This is a genomic window from Bradyrhizobium sp. SZCCHNRI1009, assembly GCF_032487575.1.
Taxonomy (GTDB): Bacteria; Pseudomonadota; Alphaproteobacteria; order Rhizobiales; family Xanthobacteraceae; genus Bradyrhizobium.
This window is the reverse complement of the sequence record NZ_JAUEUL010000011.1, coordinates 215,715-229,144: the sequence shown is the minus strand read 5'-3', so window position 1 is coordinate 229,144 and position 13,430 is coordinate 215,715. Positions and strand designations below refer to the sequence as shown.

The 13,430-nt window shown below is 64.8% G+C and carries 14 protein-coding genes and 1 tRNA gene; 12 read left to right on the top strand and 3 right to left on the bottom strand.

Annotation, left to right across the window (positions count from 1 at the left end; genetic code table 11):
- Nucleotides 1-85: 85 nt before the first annotated feature.
- Both thiL and QX010_RS20625 read left to right on the top strand, forming a co-directional pair.
- Complete coding sequence (gene thiL, locus QX010_RS20630) at nucleotides 86-1,078, top strand: thiamine-phosphate kinase (protein ID WP_316181533.1); 993 nt, start codon at nucleotides 86-88, stop codon at nucleotides 1,076-1,078.
- A 202-nt stretch (nucleotides 1,079-1,280) separates the two neighbouring features.
- Complete coding sequence (locus QX010_RS20625; protein ID WP_316181531.1) at nucleotides 1,281-3,401, top strand: sodium-translocating pyrophosphatase; 2,121 nt, start codon at nucleotides 1,281-1,283, stop codon at nucleotides 3,399-3,401.
- 74 nt (nucleotides 3,402-3,475) lie between these two features.
- Here the strand turns inward: QX010_RS20625 and QX010_RS20620 are convergent, their stop codons facing one another.
- The 3 genes from QX010_RS20620 to QX010_RS20610 all read right to left on the bottom strand — a co-directional run bounded on the left by QX010_RS20620 (nucleotide 3,476) and on the right by QX010_RS20610 (nucleotide 6,405).
- A complete protein-coding gene (locus tag QX010_RS20620; RefSeq protein WP_315805844.1) occupies nucleotides 3,476-4,558 on the bottom strand; it encodes a DUF2336 domain-containing protein in 1,083 nt (360 codons plus the stop codon).
- Between the two features lie 221 nt (nucleotides 4,559-4,779).
- On the bottom strand, nucleotides 4,780-5,787 hold the full coding sequence (locus QX010_RS20615; RefSeq protein ID WP_316181529.1) for a tripartite tricarboxylate transporter substrate binding protein: 1,008 nt from the start codon (nucleotides 5,785-5,787) through the stop codon (nucleotides 4,780-4,782).
- 156 nt (nucleotides 5,788-5,943) lie between these two features.
- A complete protein-coding gene (locus tag QX010_RS20610) occupies nucleotides 5,944-6,405 on the bottom strand; it encodes an outer membrane protein assembly factor BamE (protein ID WP_315805821.1) in 462 nt (153 codons plus the stop codon).
- A 129-nt stretch (nucleotides 6,406-6,534) separates the two neighbouring features.
- Between QX010_RS20610 and QX010_RS20605 the strand changes: the two genes are divergently transcribed.
- From QX010_RS20605 to QX010_RS20560, 10 genes are all read left to right on the top strand, one after another.
- Nucleotides 6,535-7,071, top strand: a complete 537-nt coding sequence (locus tag QX010_RS20605) for a ubiquinol-cytochrome C chaperone family protein (RefSeq protein WP_315805820.1) — start codon at nucleotides 6,535-6,537, stop codon at nucleotides 7,069-7,071.
- Nucleotides 7,072-7,075: 4 nt separating this feature from the next.
- Nucleotides 7,076-7,699, top strand: coding sequence for a DUF177 domain-containing protein (locus tag QX010_RS20600; RefSeq protein ID WP_316181527.1), 624 nt, complete (start codon nucleotides 7,076-7,078; stop codon nucleotides 7,697-7,699).
- Nucleotides 7,700-8,018: 319 nt separating this feature from the next.
- On the top strand, nucleotides 8,019-9,080 hold the full coding sequence (plsX, locus tag QX010_RS20595) for a phosphate acyltransferase PlsX (protein ID WP_316181524.1): 1,062 nt from the start codon (nucleotides 8,019-8,021) through the stop codon (nucleotides 9,078-9,080).
- Nucleotides 9,077-10,051, top strand: coding sequence for a beta-ketoacyl-ACP synthase III (locus QX010_RS20590; RefSeq protein ID WP_315805817.1), 975 nt, complete (start codon nucleotides 9,077-9,079; stop codon nucleotides 10,049-10,051). The genes plsX and QX010_RS20590 overlap by 4 nt, the downstream gene beginning before the upstream one ends.
- A 132-nt stretch (nucleotides 10,052-10,183) precedes the next feature.
- Nucleotides 10,184-10,540, top strand: a complete 357-nt coding sequence (locus tag QX010_RS20585; protein WP_315740211.1) for an integration host factor subunit alpha — start codon at nucleotides 10,184-10,186, stop codon at nucleotides 10,538-10,540.
- A gap of 132 nt (nucleotides 10,541-10,672) precedes the next feature.
- Nucleotides 10,673-11,236, top strand: coding sequence for a MerR family transcriptional regulator (locus QX010_RS20580; RefSeq protein ID WP_315805816.1), 564 nt, complete (start codon nucleotides 10,673-10,675; stop codon nucleotides 11,234-11,236).
- A 227-nt stretch (nucleotides 11,237-11,463) separates the two neighbouring features.
- Nucleotides 11,464-11,541, top strand: a tRNA-Pro gene (locus QX010_RS20575).
- A gap of 143 nt (nucleotides 11,542-11,684) precedes the next feature.
- Nucleotides 11,685-12,437: a TIGR04255 family protein gene (locus QX010_RS20570; protein WP_316181522.1), complete on the top strand. Its 753-nt coding sequence runs from the start codon at nucleotides 11,685-11,687 to the stop codon at nucleotides 12,435-12,437.
- A gap of 56 nt (nucleotides 12,438-12,493) precedes the next feature.
- Nucleotides 12,494-12,877: a hypothetical protein gene (locus QX010_RS20565; protein ID WP_316181521.1), complete on the top strand. Its 384-nt coding sequence runs from the start codon at nucleotides 12,494-12,496 to the stop codon at nucleotides 12,875-12,877.
- Nucleotides 12,878-12,893: 16 nt separating this feature from the next.
- The gene (locus QX010_RS20560; RefSeq protein ID WP_316181519.1) at nucleotides 12,894-13,340 is read left to right on the top strand and encodes a hypothetical protein; all 447 of its coding nucleotides are present in this window, start codon (nucleotides 12,894-12,896) and stop codon (nucleotides 13,338-13,340) included.
- The last annotated feature ends 90 nt before the right edge of the window (nucleotides 13,341-13,430 follow it).

Sequence of the window (13,430 nt, the reverse complement as noted above, 5' to 3'; positions counted from 1 at the left end):
GCGCGGCGACGAATGCAAGGGCGCGCCGAAGCTTTAGCGAAGGCGGCAAGCCGGGCGATGACAGCGGAGAGCGGGGAGGGGGGCTGTGACCCAAAACCCCTCCGGCGAAGACTCCCTCATTGCCCGCTATTTCAAGCCGCTGGCGACCGACCCCGGCGCGTTCGGTCTCGTCGACGACGCTGCGATCATTCCCGCCGATGGGGACGACATCGTCGTCAAGACCGACGCCATCGTCGAAGGCGTCCATTATCTCGCCGACGATCCCCCCGACACCATCGCGCGCAAGGCGCTGCGGGTGAACCTGTCCGATCTCGCCGCCAAGGGCGCCGTGCCCGCTGGCTTCGTCCTGACGCTCGCGCTGCGCGAGAAGGACGACGCCTGGCTGACGCAGTTCGCGCGTGGCCTCGGCGAGGACGCCGCCGCGTTCGGCTGTCCGCTGCTCGGCGGCGACACCGTGTCGACGCCCGGTCCCGTGATGATCTCGATTGCGGCCTGGGGGCGGGTGCCCAGGGGCCGGATGGTGCATCGCTTCGGCGCGCGTCCCGGCGACCGGGTCATGGTCACCGGGACGATCGGTGATGCCGCGCTCGGTCTGCGCATGCTGACGGGCACAGCCGAGGCTACGGCGCTGGCCGACGATCCCGCCGCGCGGGATATGCTGATCGGTCGTTATCGCACGCCGCAGCCGCGCAATGCACTGGCGGCGGCCGTGAGAGACTGTGCGACCGCCTCGATGGACGTCTCTGATGGCCTCGCAGGCGACCTGACCAAGCTCTGCGCCGCCTCTTCCGTGAGCGCCGACATCGCGCTGTCCCACATTCCACGATCGCCGGCAGCGGCGAAGCTGCTTGCTGTCGGGGCCGCGCAGCTTGAAAGCATGATCTCGGGCGGCGACGATTACGAGATCCTCTGCACTGTTCCCGCAGCGCGATGCGCAGCGTTCCGTGCTGCAGCCGAGACGGCGGGCGTTGCCGTCACGGACATCGGCGCCATCGTCGAAGGGGCGCGAGCCCCGCGCTTCCTGGACGGGCAGGGCCGTCCCGTCACACTGACGCGTTTGTCCTTCAGCCACTTCTGACACCTATTTGCACCGCACAATGCGACCAAAGAAGCGTCTGAATTTGGAGCGGTTCAGGCGTCGCGGCGTTGCGTCATCATGGCGATTTTGGCAAGCTTCATGATGTTCGAGGCGGCTCCGCCCGGAGCGGCCTGATAGGGGGCGTGCGTCGCACCATCGCGGCGTGACGTAGTTCAAAAAAGCAAAGAGCCGAGGAAACTAAATGTCAGCTTTATGGGTGATCGTGCTCTGCGGAGCGCTGTCGATCGTCTATGCGATCTGGGCCACTTCATCGGTCCTGGGTGCGGACGCCGGCAATGCGCGCATGCAGGAAATTGCGGCGGCCGTGCGTGAGGGCGCGCAGGCCTATCTCCGCCGCCAATATACGACGATCGGAATCGTCGGCGTCGTGATCTTCGTGCTCCTTGCGTATTTCCTCGGCATGCTCGTGGCGGTCGGCTTTGCGATCGGCGCGATCCTCTCCGGCGCCGCCGGCTTCATCGGCATGAACGTGTCGGTGCGCGCCAACGTCCGCACCGCGCAGGCTGCGACCACCTCGCTCGCAGGCGGCCTCGAGCTCGCCTTCAAGGCCGGCGCCATCACCGGTCTGCTCGTCGCGGGTCTGGCGCTGCTCGGCGTCACGATCTACTTCGGCGTTCTCACCGGCTTCATGAAGCTCGCGCCCGACAGCCGCACCGTGATCGACGCGCTGGTCGCGCTCGGCTTCGGCGCATCGCTGATCTCGATCTTCGCCCGTCTCGGCGGCGGCATCTTCACCAAGGGCGCCGACGTCGGCGGTGACCTCGTCGGCAAGGTCGAAGCCGGCATTCCTGAGGACGATCCGCGCAACCCCGCGACCATCGCCGACAACGTCGGCGACAACGTCGGTGACTGCGCCGGCATGGCCGCCGACCTGTTCGAGACCTACGCGGTGACCGCGGTCGCTACCATGGTGCTGGCTGCGATCTTCTTCGCCAAGTCATCGCTGCTCGCCAACATGATGACCCTGCCGCTCGCCATCGGCGGCATCTGCATCATCACCTCGATCGCCGGCACCTTCTTCGTCAAGCTCGGCGCCAGCCAGTCGATCATGGGCGCGCTGTACAAGGGCCTGATCGCGACCGGCGTGCTCTCGCTCGCCGGCGTCGCGATTGCCATTGCGTGGCTGATCGGCTTCGGCAAGCTCGATGGCGTCGACTACACCGGCACCGCGCTGTTCGTCTGTGGTGTCGTCGGCCTCGTCGTGACCGGCCTGATCATCTGGATCACCGAATACTACACCGGCACCGACTTCCGCCCGGTGAAGTCGATCGCTTCGGCCTCGGTCACGGGTCACGGCACCAACGTGATCCAGGGCCTCGCGATCTCGATGGAATCGACCGCGCTGCCCGCGATCGTGATCATCGCCGGCATCCTGGTCACCTACAGCCTCGCCGGCCTGTTCGGCATCGCGATCGCGACCACGACGATGCTGGCGCTGGCCGGCATGATCGTCGCGCTCGACGCCTTCGGTCCAGTCACGGACAATGCCGGCGGCATTGCCGAAATGGCCGGCCTGCCGAAGGAGGTCCGCAAGTCGACCGACGCGCTCGACGCGGTCGGCAACACCACCAAGGCGGTCACCAAGGGCTACGCGATCGGCTCCGCCGGTCTCGGCGCGCTGGTGCTGTTTGCGGCCTATAACCAGGACCTGCAGTTCTTCATCGCCGACTCCGCGAAGCATCCTTACTTCGCCGGCATCAAGCCGGACTTCTCGCTGAACAACCCCTACGTCGTGGTTGGCCTGCTGTTCGGCGGCCTGCTGCCATATCTGTTCGGCGCGATGGGCATGACCGCGGTCGGCCGTGCCGCCGGCGCGATCGTCGAGGAGGTGCGCCGGCAGTTCCGCGAGAAGCCGGGCATCATGCAGGGCACCGACAAGCCGGACTACGGCAAGGCTGTCGACCTGCTGACCAAGGCGGCGATCAAGGAGATGATCATCCCCTCGCTGCTGCCGGTGCTGTCGCCGATCGTCGTCTACTTCCTGATCTACGCGATCGCGGGCGGCGGCGCGGCCGGTAAGTCGGCGGCGTTCTCCGCCGTCGGCGCCATGCTGCTCGGCGTCATCGTCACCGGCCTGTTCGTGGCGATCTCGATGACCTCGGGCGGCGGCGCCTGGGACAACGCCAAGAAGTACATCGAGGACGGCCACTTCGGCGGCAAGGGCTCGGACGCCCACAAGGCGGCCGTGACGGGTGATACGGTCGGCGATCCCTACAAGGACACGGCGGGCCCCGCGGTGAACCCGATGATCAAGATCACCAACATCGTGGCCTTGCTGCTGCTGGCGATCCTCGCGCACTGAGCGGAGCAATTGTCCTGACGAATAAAGACCCCGCGGCGTGAGCCGCGGGGTTTTTCATGAGACTGTGTTGTTTGCTAATCGGCTGCGCGCTGCCGCGTGCGATACGACTGCAACGTGCTCTGAGCGGTTCGCGGCTGCATCTGCGAGAAGCTCGCCAGATGCTGATCGAGCTGCGGGCGCGCGCTGCCGCTCGCGTTGGCCTGCATGAACAGTAGCGTCGTGGTCGTGACCCAGGACAGGTCCAGCGCCTTGGCGAGCACCAGGAGCTGGTCCGGCTGCTTGCGCACGAAGGCGCGCTCGACCACGTCGAGCGGCAGCTTGCACATCAGCGCCAGCGCCAGCGTGACCTTGTCGAAGCTGCCTTCCTTGGCGAAACCGTGCAGTTGCGCCTCGTGGAGCTGGCCGGTCGCGTGCAGCAGCTCGACATAGTCCTTGGCGGTGACGAAATCGGCCGAGCGCGTCCGCGCTGCCGCCTGCAGTTGGTCCGATGCCTGCGCAACGGCGCGTTCGACGATCTCGGCGCGCGCCGCGTCGGCGCTGGCGAGCTGGCTGCGCACCGCGTCGGAGGCTTCGACGAACAGCCGCACCAGCACCTCGCGCGGACTGTCGGGCCGGCTCCAGAGTTTCAAGGCGAGGTTGGGATCGTCGGACGCCTTCGTCACCAGGCCGGAGAAGCCGTGATCGGAAAAGCGCGCGCCGCCATTGTTGGCGGTGTTCGACACCACGGCCTGATTGCCGCGATCGACCAGAACATCGGTGACGGACTCGGTCAGGATCTTGCGGTCGGAGATCGCGAGCAGATGCTCCTGGCCCCGGGTCTGCGCGGTCGCGACCAGGGTCTCCTCGTCGAGCCGATCGCTCTGGCGCAGCACGGGACCTGCCACCGCGATCGTCTCGTCGCTCGCGAGCAGTCGGAGCAGGCGTAGCGGTGCGTCGGGCAGCCCCGCGAGCCGGCTGCCGAGCTGCGCCCGCGCCGCAATGGCGACGTTGTCGAGCAGCTTGAACAGCACGTGGTCGAACAGATCGACATGCTCTTCGTTGAACTTGCCCGAACCGAAGACGAACAGGTCGGTGACGCGCTCCAGAATCTCCGCGCGCCGCGAGACGTAGCGGCTGGCGAGAATGTCTTCGAGTTGGTGGAGGACGTCGTTGGGCAAGGCACGGCTCATGCGATGGACATCGCCGGCGCCTGCCCCTCGGACGGTGCTCGGACCGCATCCACGCGAAGGTGGTCGGCCAGGCATCCGCTTGACGGTATCTCAGGACCAGATCAAAGGCGCGCGGCCACCATCTATCGCACCATCCCGCTTAAGGTGCCGTTACACCACGAGCCGTGTTGCGATACTCCGCTGCGACGTGGCCGGCCGGGCTCCGAGGGCTACTGCACATCCATCTGCAGGCCTTCCTTCTGGATGATCGAGGCGAATTTGGCTGTCTCGGCCTGGACGAAGTCGCCGAACTGCTGCGGCGTGCCGTAGTCCGCCCGCGCGCCCATGGCCGCGATGTTCTTGGCGATGTCCTCGCGCTCCAGCATCGCCTTGACCTGCAGGTTGAGCGCGCTGACGATCTCCGGCGGGCAGGCCTTGGGCAGGAATACGCCGAACCAGGACGACACGTCGAACTTGGCGAGCTCCGGCGCGCTCTCGCGCATCGTCGGCAGCTCCGGCGCATTGGCGCTGCGCTCCGGTGTGGTTACGCAAAGGCCGGTGAGCTTGCCCTCCTGGACCTGCGGCAGCGATGGAAACAGATTGTCGAACAGGATCTGGACGTCGCCCGCCAGCGCAGCCTGCAGCGCCGGGCCGGCGCCGCGGAACGGGATGTGCGTCATCTTCAGCCCGGTGAGCTGCAGGAACCATGCGCCGGTGAGATGCGGGCTCTGGCCGACGCCGGACGAGGCGTAGTTGAGCTTATCGGGATTGGCCTTGAGGTAGGCGATCAGCTCGGGAATCGACTTGATGCCGGTGGAGGGATGCGCCGAGACGATGTTGGGGATGCGGATCATGTTGGAGACCGCCTGCAACTGATCCGGCTTGTAAACGAGGTTGCGGAAGATCGAATAGGCGATCGCGTTCGGACCGGGGTTGCCGATCAGGACCGTATGGCCGTCGCCCTTGGTGTTGCGCGCGACCTCGGCGGCGCCGATCGTGCCGCCACCGCCGGAGCGATTCTCGACCACGGCCGACTGTCCCCAGGCGGTCTGCAGATGCGCCGCGAGCAGCCGGCCCATGACGTCGGTGCTGCCGCCGGGCGCAGCGGGCACGATCAGCTTGATCGTCTCGGTCGGGCGCCAGTCGGCGAGACTCGCGCGCGGCAGGATGGCGGCGGTGGACAGCGCCGCGGCGCCGGACAAGAGCTTGCGGCGCGACAGCGCGATGCGATGAGCCAATGATTCCTCCCTGCTGATGTTTTCCAGCAGGGTAGGGAAGATTGCAGCGCCAGAGCAAGCCGGCGAATTGCGCACGGGCTGCGCCAATCAGCGCAGCGGTCCGGCTTTGTGCCGTCGCCCGGAATCATATTCCGGACTGCGGCGATCGGGTCGAGATCAGTTGAAGCTGAGCAGCTTGAACAGCGGCGTCAGGTAGCTGAGCTCCTGGCCGGAGGTCGGCGTGGTGCGGCTGACGAAGTCGAAGATCTTGCCGTCCTTCATGCCGTAATTGGCGAGCCGGCGGACCTGGCGGTTCTTGTCGAAATAGATCGCGATGACGCGCTGATCGACCACCTTCTGGTTCATGAAGGCGACCGGGCGCTCGGCGCGCTGCGAGATGTAGTAGAACACCTCGCCGTCGAGCGTCGCCACCGTCGATGGCGTGCCCATCACGATCAGCACCTGGTCCTGGCTGGCGCCGATCGGGATCTGCTCCAGCGCGCCCGGCGGCATGATGTAGCCCTTCTGGAACTGCTCGCCGGTGCAGGCGCCGAGCGCCAGACAGGTCAGCGCGATCGCACCAAGGGTGCGCAGACGGGGGCTCAGGCCACGGGTGAGCAGGCGGGCAGTCGTTCGCATTGTCTGGGTCATCTTCTTCAGATCGGATCCCGTCCCCTTGCGTCGGGCAGGGCGTTGACGTACCGGGCAAACTTGCGGATTGCAACATGCCCCTGAACAGGGTCAGGGAAACTCGACCGCGGAACCGTCATGCTCTGGCCATTCAACCATCTCAGGAAATCCCGACCGTCCCCGCGCGGGACCATCGAGCCGATCTATGGCGCGATCGTGGCACAAACCCGAGACCCGTTGTTTTATAGACACTTGAATGTCCCTGACACGGTGGAAGGACGGTTCGATCTGCTGATTCTGCACCTCTGGCTGGTGCTGCGGCGGCTGCGCGGGGTGGGGTCGGCGCTGTCGCAGGCCCTGTTCGACCGGTTCTGCGACGACATGGACGACAATCTCCGCGAGATGGGGGTGGGTGATCTGACCGTTCCGAAGCGCATGCAGAAGTTCGGCGAGGCGTTCTATGGCCGCACCGCCGCCTATGATCTGGCCTGGTCGGAGAGCGAGGCCCGGCTGGCGGAGGCGCTGCAGAAGAATATCTTGAACGGCGAGCATCCCGACAGCGCGGCCGGACTTGCCGCCTATGCGGCCCGGGTGGCGGCCGACCTCGCCGCCCTCGACGACAACAGGCTGCTCGGCGCCGGCTGGAGCTTCCCGCGGCCGGTTCAGCAGGACTAGCGACATGACCAGAGACAGAGACACGTCGCGCGAACCGGCGCGAGACCCTTCCAAGGACCCCTGGCGCGCGCCGCCGGTGATCGTGGCGCAAATCCCGGACGCCGGCCTGCATCGCGAGATCGAGGCCGATCCGGCCACGCGCCGGGCGTTGGCAGAGATCGCCGATCTGCGCGAGGTGCTTTCGGCCAAAGCCTCGTTCGACGTGGCCCTGAAGCGTGACGGCAAGGTGCATGTCGAGGGCCGGGTGCGCGCCCGGATCGGCCAGACCTGCGTCGTCACGCTCGATCCGATCGAGACCGAGATCGACGAGCCGATCGACCAGATGTTTGCCCCGCCGGAGCAGATTCCGGAGCTTGCCGACCTGGTCGAGGACGACCCGAACAGCGAGGTCGAGACGGCCGATCCGCCCGAGCCGATCGTCGGTGGGCAGATCGACCTCGGCCGGCTCGCCGCCGACGCGCTGTTCCTGGGGATCGATCCGTATCCGCGCAAACCGGGCGCGGTGTTCGAGCAGCCCGCCGAGGCCTCCGATCCGGCGGACCATCCCTTCGCCGCGCTGAAGGCGCTGAAGCCGGCAGATGCCGTCGGGCCGGGCGCGGTCAAAGCGAAGAAAACGGGTGAGGATTGACGCGCAATTGTGCAGGCCGCTGCCGCGCGATCCTGTCACAAAGCTTGTCAAAATTCTCTCAAGCCGCTGATTTCGAACGAAAAGACGGGGCGCTACCGGTCCCGGACCGGCGCGGCGGTTGCAAAATGCATCGCTCCCGGGAGGTTGTTTCGACACGGAGAGACGCTATTGTCGCGCCCGGGTCGGGGTGCGACGAAAAGGCCCGGACGGCCTCTGGCCTGTCCATCGGCCGCGCAATGCCTCTGAACGACCGCCAAACACGGCCAACCAAATCACGGCCAAGACGAGACAAAGCTCGAGATCAGGTTTCCGGGACGTCATGCCTCAAAAGGTTCGAATCGCGCTGGACGCCATGGGCGGGGATTTCGGCGCGGCCGTCGTCATCCCCGGTGCCGCGATCGCGCTGAGCCGCCATCCGGATGCGGAGTTTCTGCTGTTCGGCGACAGTGCCAAGATCGTTCCCGAACTCGACCGGCATCCGCGGCTGAAGGCAGTCTCGCGCGTCGTTCACACCGATGTCGCCGTCAGCATGGAGGACAAGCCGAGCCAGGCGCTCCGGCGCGGCCGCAAGACGTCGTCGATGTGGCTCGCGCTCGAGGCGGTGAAGAAGGGAGAGGCCGACGTCGCCGTGTCCGCAGGCAACACCGGCGCGCTGGTGGCGATGGCGCGCTTCTGCCTGCGCACGCTGGACGGGATCGACCGGCCGGCTCTCGCCGCGATCTGGCCGACTGCGCGCGGCGAATCGGTGGTGCTCGACCTCGGCGCGACGATCGGCGGCGACGCCCACCACCTCGTCGCGCTGGCAGTGATGGGCGGCGCGCTGGCGAGCGTGCTGTTCAACAAGCCCAGGCCGACCGTCGGCCTCCTCAACATCGGTGTCGAGGAGATCAAGGGCCATGAGGAGATCCGCGAGGCGGCCGAGCAGCTCCGTGCGATGAACCTGCCGCAGCTCGACTATATCGGCTTCGTCGAGGGCGACGGCATCGGCAAGGGCGCCGCCGACGTGGTCGTGACCGAGGGCTTCAGCGGCAACATCGCGCTGAAGACGGCCGAGGGCACGGTGCGCCAGGTCACGGATTTCCTGCGCGGCGCGATCCAGGCCAGTCTGCTGGCCCGGGTCGGCTACGTGTTGGCACGCGGCGCGTTCGCCGCCCTGCGGGCCCGGCTCGACCCGCGCAAATCCAACGGCAGCGTGGTGCTCGGGCTCAAGGGGATGGTGGTCAAGAGCCACGGCGGAACCGATGCCGAGGGCTTTGCCTCGGCGGTCAGGGTTGGCTATGAGATGGCCCGCTACGATCTCCTGACCAAGATCAATCAAACACTCAATCCCGACGGCGGCGCACCGGCGTCCGAACCCGTCGCCCAGGAGGCTGTCTCGTGACAATTCGTTCGGTCGTGCTCGGCTGTGGCTCCTACCTCCCGCAGCGGGTCGTGACCAATGCCGAGCTGGCAAGCCGCATCGAGACCTCCGACGAGTGGATCGTGCAGCGCACCGGCATTCGTGAGCGCCACGTCGCAGCCGACGGCGAATTCACCTCGCATCTCGCGATCAACGCGGCCCGTGCCGCGCTGGCCGCGGCCGATGTCGATCCGCAGTCAATCGATCTGATCGTGTTGGGCACCTCGACCCCGGACAACACCTTTCCGGCGACGGCCGTGGCGGTGCAGAACGGCCTCGGCATCCATCATGGCGCGGCGTTCGACCTGCAGGCGGTGTGCTCGGGCTTCGTCTATGCGCTCGCGACCGCGGATAACTTCCTGCGCAGCCGCCAGTTCAAGCGCGCGCTGGTGATCGGCGCCGAGACCTTCTCGCGCATCCTCGACTGGAACGACCGCACCACTTGCGTGCTGTTCGGCGACGGCGCCGGCGCGCTGGTCCTCGACGCTCAGGAGCAGGGGGGGACCTCGGCCGATCGCGGCGTGCTCACGACTCACCTGCGGTCCGATGGTCGCCACAAGGCCAAGCTCTATGTCGATGGCGGACCGTCCTCGACCCAGACCGTCGGGCATCTGCGGATGGAAGGCCGCGAGGTGTTCAAGCACGCGGTCGGCATGATCACCGACGTGATCGTCGACGCCTTCGATGCCACCGGCCTGTCGGCCGAGACCATCGACTGGTTCGTGCCGCACCAGGCCAACAAGCGAATCATCGATGCTTCGGCGCACAAGCTGCACATCGCGCCGGAGAAGGTGGTGTTGACGGTCGATCGGCATGGAAATACCTCCGCTGCCTCGATCCCTCTGGCGCTCGACGTGGCCGTCAAGGACGGTCGCATCAAGAAGGGCGACGTGGTTCTGCTGGAGGCGATGGGTGGCGGCTTCACCTGGGGCTCGGCTTTGGTGCGCTGGTGAGCCTGCCGCGCGGCGGGATTACGCCTTAGATCGGCATGAGGGCCCGTACTTCTATTCACGCTGCTGTTGACCACCGCCGCTTAACCTCTTAATTTCCGGAGCGAATTATTCGCCGAGAGTTTGGGGCAGGCGATGGCGGGAACCGGAAAAACAGTCACACGCGTCGATCTCTGCGAGGCAGTCTACCAGAAGGTGGGGCTGTCGCGGACGGAGTCGTCTGCGTTCGTCGAGCTGGTCTTGAAGGAGATCACCGACTGCCTCGAGCGCGGCGAGACGGTCAAGCTATCGTCGTTCGGGTCGTTCATGGTGCGCAAGAAGGGTCAGCGCATCGGACGTAACCCGAAGACGGGCACGGAAGTGCCGATCTCGCCGCGGCGGGTCATGGTGTTCAAGCCGTCCGCGATCCTCAAGCAGCGCATCAACGGCCAGCAGGGCAACGGCAAGATGAACGGCGAGGCCAGCGCCGAGTTCGGCGCCGAGCCGGAATAGGGCCGGGCTAGCCCGCCGCATCGTCCGGCGAGGCCGTATCGACGCGTTACCTTCGTCCCGCGTGCAGTTCGTCCAGTCGAATCAGCGTAGTCTCCCACTTTCTTGGCAGCACGGTCGAAGGGGAACGGGCATTTGGACAAGGCGCCGGATGCGTTTCGGACGATCAGCGAGGTCGCGCAGGAGCTCGACATCCCGCAGCACGTGCTGCGGTTTTGGGAGACGCGGTTCGCCCAGATCAAGCCGATGAAGCGAAGCGGCGGCCGGCGCTATTACCGGCCCGACGACGTCGATTTGCTCAAGGGCATCCGCCGCCTGCTGTACGGCGAAGGCTACACCATCAAGGGGGTGCAGCGGATCCTCAAGGAGCACGGCGTCAAGTCGGTCCAGGGACTGGCCGACAGCTCCGCCGCGGTCTCGTTCGGCGCGATGGAGGAGACCCTCGGCCAGGCGATGATGGAAGAGGAGCCGATCGGCGAGGCCGAGGTCGAATCGGAGGACGAGGAGGAGGAGGCTTCCGACGAGGAGGGCATCGACTTCCGCTTCGTCGACACCGAGGACGACATCCTCGACACCTTCCGCGTCGGCCCGCCCACCCGCGCCGGGATGAAGCCGGAGGAGCGTGACAAGCTCCAGGGCGTGCTCAAGGACCTGCTCGACTGCCGCGCGCTGCTCGACCGCGCGATGAAGGACGTCTGAGGGGCGCAGCGCGCGTCACTGAGAATTCGCCGAGCACGGCCGGTGATCCCGCGTTGTAACCCACCCCGAGAGCCGCAGGTCGGCTGCGCTCCCTCCCCCTTGCGGGGAGGGGTTGGGGGTGAGGGTCCCCGGTCTCCGTTCAATCTGGCAACCCCGTGCCCCCCCCCAAGGAAACCCACCCGCCGTGCCTTGCATCGGGCTCGGATCACGGCTACAGGAACGGCCATCGGAGCGTGGCGCAGCCCGGTTAGCGCACTAGTCTGGGGGACTAGGGGTCGTGGGTTCGAATCCCGCCGCTCCGACCATCACTTAGCCGGATTTCAGGGCATCCGGAAACAGCCAGGGTAACTGGTTTACCGGCCGGGTGCGTTTACGCTTTCTAACCTTCCTTAAGTAATCCTTTCTGGTGATTCGCCAAACGCCGGCTTGAGCCTATATTAGAGCGTTGATGACCGAATTTGTCCGACCTCACTATGAGCGCGCGCCTATCGCAGAGGCGCTGATTGACGTTCGGGTTGCGAATCCCGATGCCATCACACTAGACCAGCTAACCAGCGTGGCGGACGCTCTCGCAGAGGAGTTTCCGATCCGGCATCCCATTCAACATTTGATGTTCGGATTTCAGGCTGCGACGCCCGAGGCCGCTACCGGATTTATGAATACCCCAGAGCAAGTCGGTTGGCGCCTTCATAACGGTGCACAAGACCGGATCCTTCAGCTCCAACGCGTTGGGTTTTCATATAGCCACCTGCCACCCTACACCGATTGGGATTCCTTTCGAAATGAGGCACGGCGTCACTGGCAGGTGTTTCAGCGAGTGGTCAACGCGCAGAGTTTCAGCCGGGTAGCAGTGCGTGTGATCAATAAAATTCCTACGCCCACTGCAGAGGTTGCCCTCCAGGACTATTTGTCGGTCTATCCAGTCGTTCCGGATAACCTACCAGTTACGGCAGATGCGGTTTTTGTGCAGTTGCAACTAGGAATGCCCAAGATTCTTCAAGACGCTCGCGCGATCCTAAACGTTGCAAGTGGTCAGGCTGACGCGAATGGCTCCCACCTGCTGCTTGATATAGACTTATTTGCGAATCGAATCGTCGAGCGCGACGACGAGGTCTGGTCAATACTTGAAAAATTCGGACTCGAGAAAGACGTCATATTCGAAGCTTGTATTACCGATAAAATCCGAAAGGCGATCCAGTGATGGTAGCAGTCAGATGGGCGGGACCAAGCGACTATCGCGCATTCGGAAGCGGGGGCGTGTCGGACGCGGCCAACGAATTGGATCGCGTGTTCGTCAGCGAGCCTTTAAAGTCTGAGGTGTCAAAGATCACCGAGTTGGTGGCGAGCGCGGCAGAACCGGTTGCTGACTCAGTCGAAGGCTCGGCGCTTTATTTTCTTGGCTGTGTTTTCGCTCGCGCTCTGAAACTCGGCTCGTGGAGCAGTCCTCACATCACACTGAGCGAAAACAACGAAATTGTTTTCGAGTGGTGGCATGGCACCAAAAAAATAACGCTCTACTTCGGAGAAAGCGGCGCCGAATACATCAAGGTATGGGGCACAGACATCGAAACTGAGATGGACTCTGGCCCTCTTCGGGATGACTGGAGTTTGACGTCTCTCTGGATCTGGTTGAACCACTAGTTGCCAGTGGTGCCCGATGCTGGTTCCTGACACTGACGATCTCTACAGATCTGTTCGCGAAGGCGAGTACAGGGCTGTAGGCGGCAGAGTGACGTTCTCCGCGTCTGCTTTCGGTGATCGGGAAAGAAAGCCATCAGTGGACATGTCATCCATCCGGAAGGATGCGCGCGAAGCACGTAAATCCACTGAGCAGGGTGTAGCAAAGCTCGTAGCTGGTGAGGTTCGGCAGAGCTGCAAAATTCCGATCTACGATAAAAAGGGTAAGCAGACGGGCGAACATTCAGTCGACGCTATCCATCGCCCTATAAAAGACGATCCAAATGGCGACCCCGACAATCCGGCGCATTGTCAAATTGAGTGCCATCCGACCATCGACAATGATGGACGCTTCAAGCGGTTGAAGGAAGCTCTCGCTGCCATGGCAAGCAAGTATGGTTGGGTAGTCACACCTGGCGCAACCTAACCGCCCTCACAACCTCAGTTCTTCGTGGGTGACCGTGTTTGAATTCGTCGCCATCCACGGCGCGATCGCGACCGTCAACACCAAGCCGTC

Bases quoted from the DNA above. Each gene is read 5' to 3' on its own strand.
- QX010_RS20560 (WP_316181519.1), top strand. From the start codon at position 12,894: ATGCTGGTTCCTGACACTGACGATCTCTACAGATCTGTTCGCGAAGGC.
- QX010_RS20625 (WP_316181531.1), top strand. From the start codon at position 1,281: ATGTCAGCTTTATGGGTGATCGTGCTCTGCGGAGCGCTGTCGATCGTC.
- QX010_RS20600 (WP_316181527.1), top strand. From the start codon at position 7,076: ATGACCAGAGACAGAGACACGTCGCGCGAACCGGCGCGAGACCCTTCC.
- QX010_RS20610 (WP_315805821.1), bottom strand. From the start codon at position 6,405: ATGCGAACGACTGCCCGCCTGCTCACCCGTGGCCTGAGCCCCCGTCTG.
- QX010_RS20570 (WP_316181522.1), top strand. From the start codon at position 11,685: ATGACCGAATTTGTCCGACCTCACTATGAGCGCGCGCCTATCGCAGAG.
- plsX (WP_316181524.1), top strand. From the start codon at position 8,019: ATGCCTCAAAAGGTTCGAATCGCGCTGGACGCCATGGGCGGGGATTTC.
- QX010_RS20605 (WP_315805820.1), top strand. From the start codon at position 6,535: ATGCTCTGGCCATTCAACCATCTCAGGAAATCCCGACCGTCCCCGCGC.
- QX010_RS20585 (WP_315740211.1), top strand. From the start codon at position 10,184: ATGGCGGGAACCGGAAAAACAGTCACACGCGTCGATCTCTGCGAGGCA.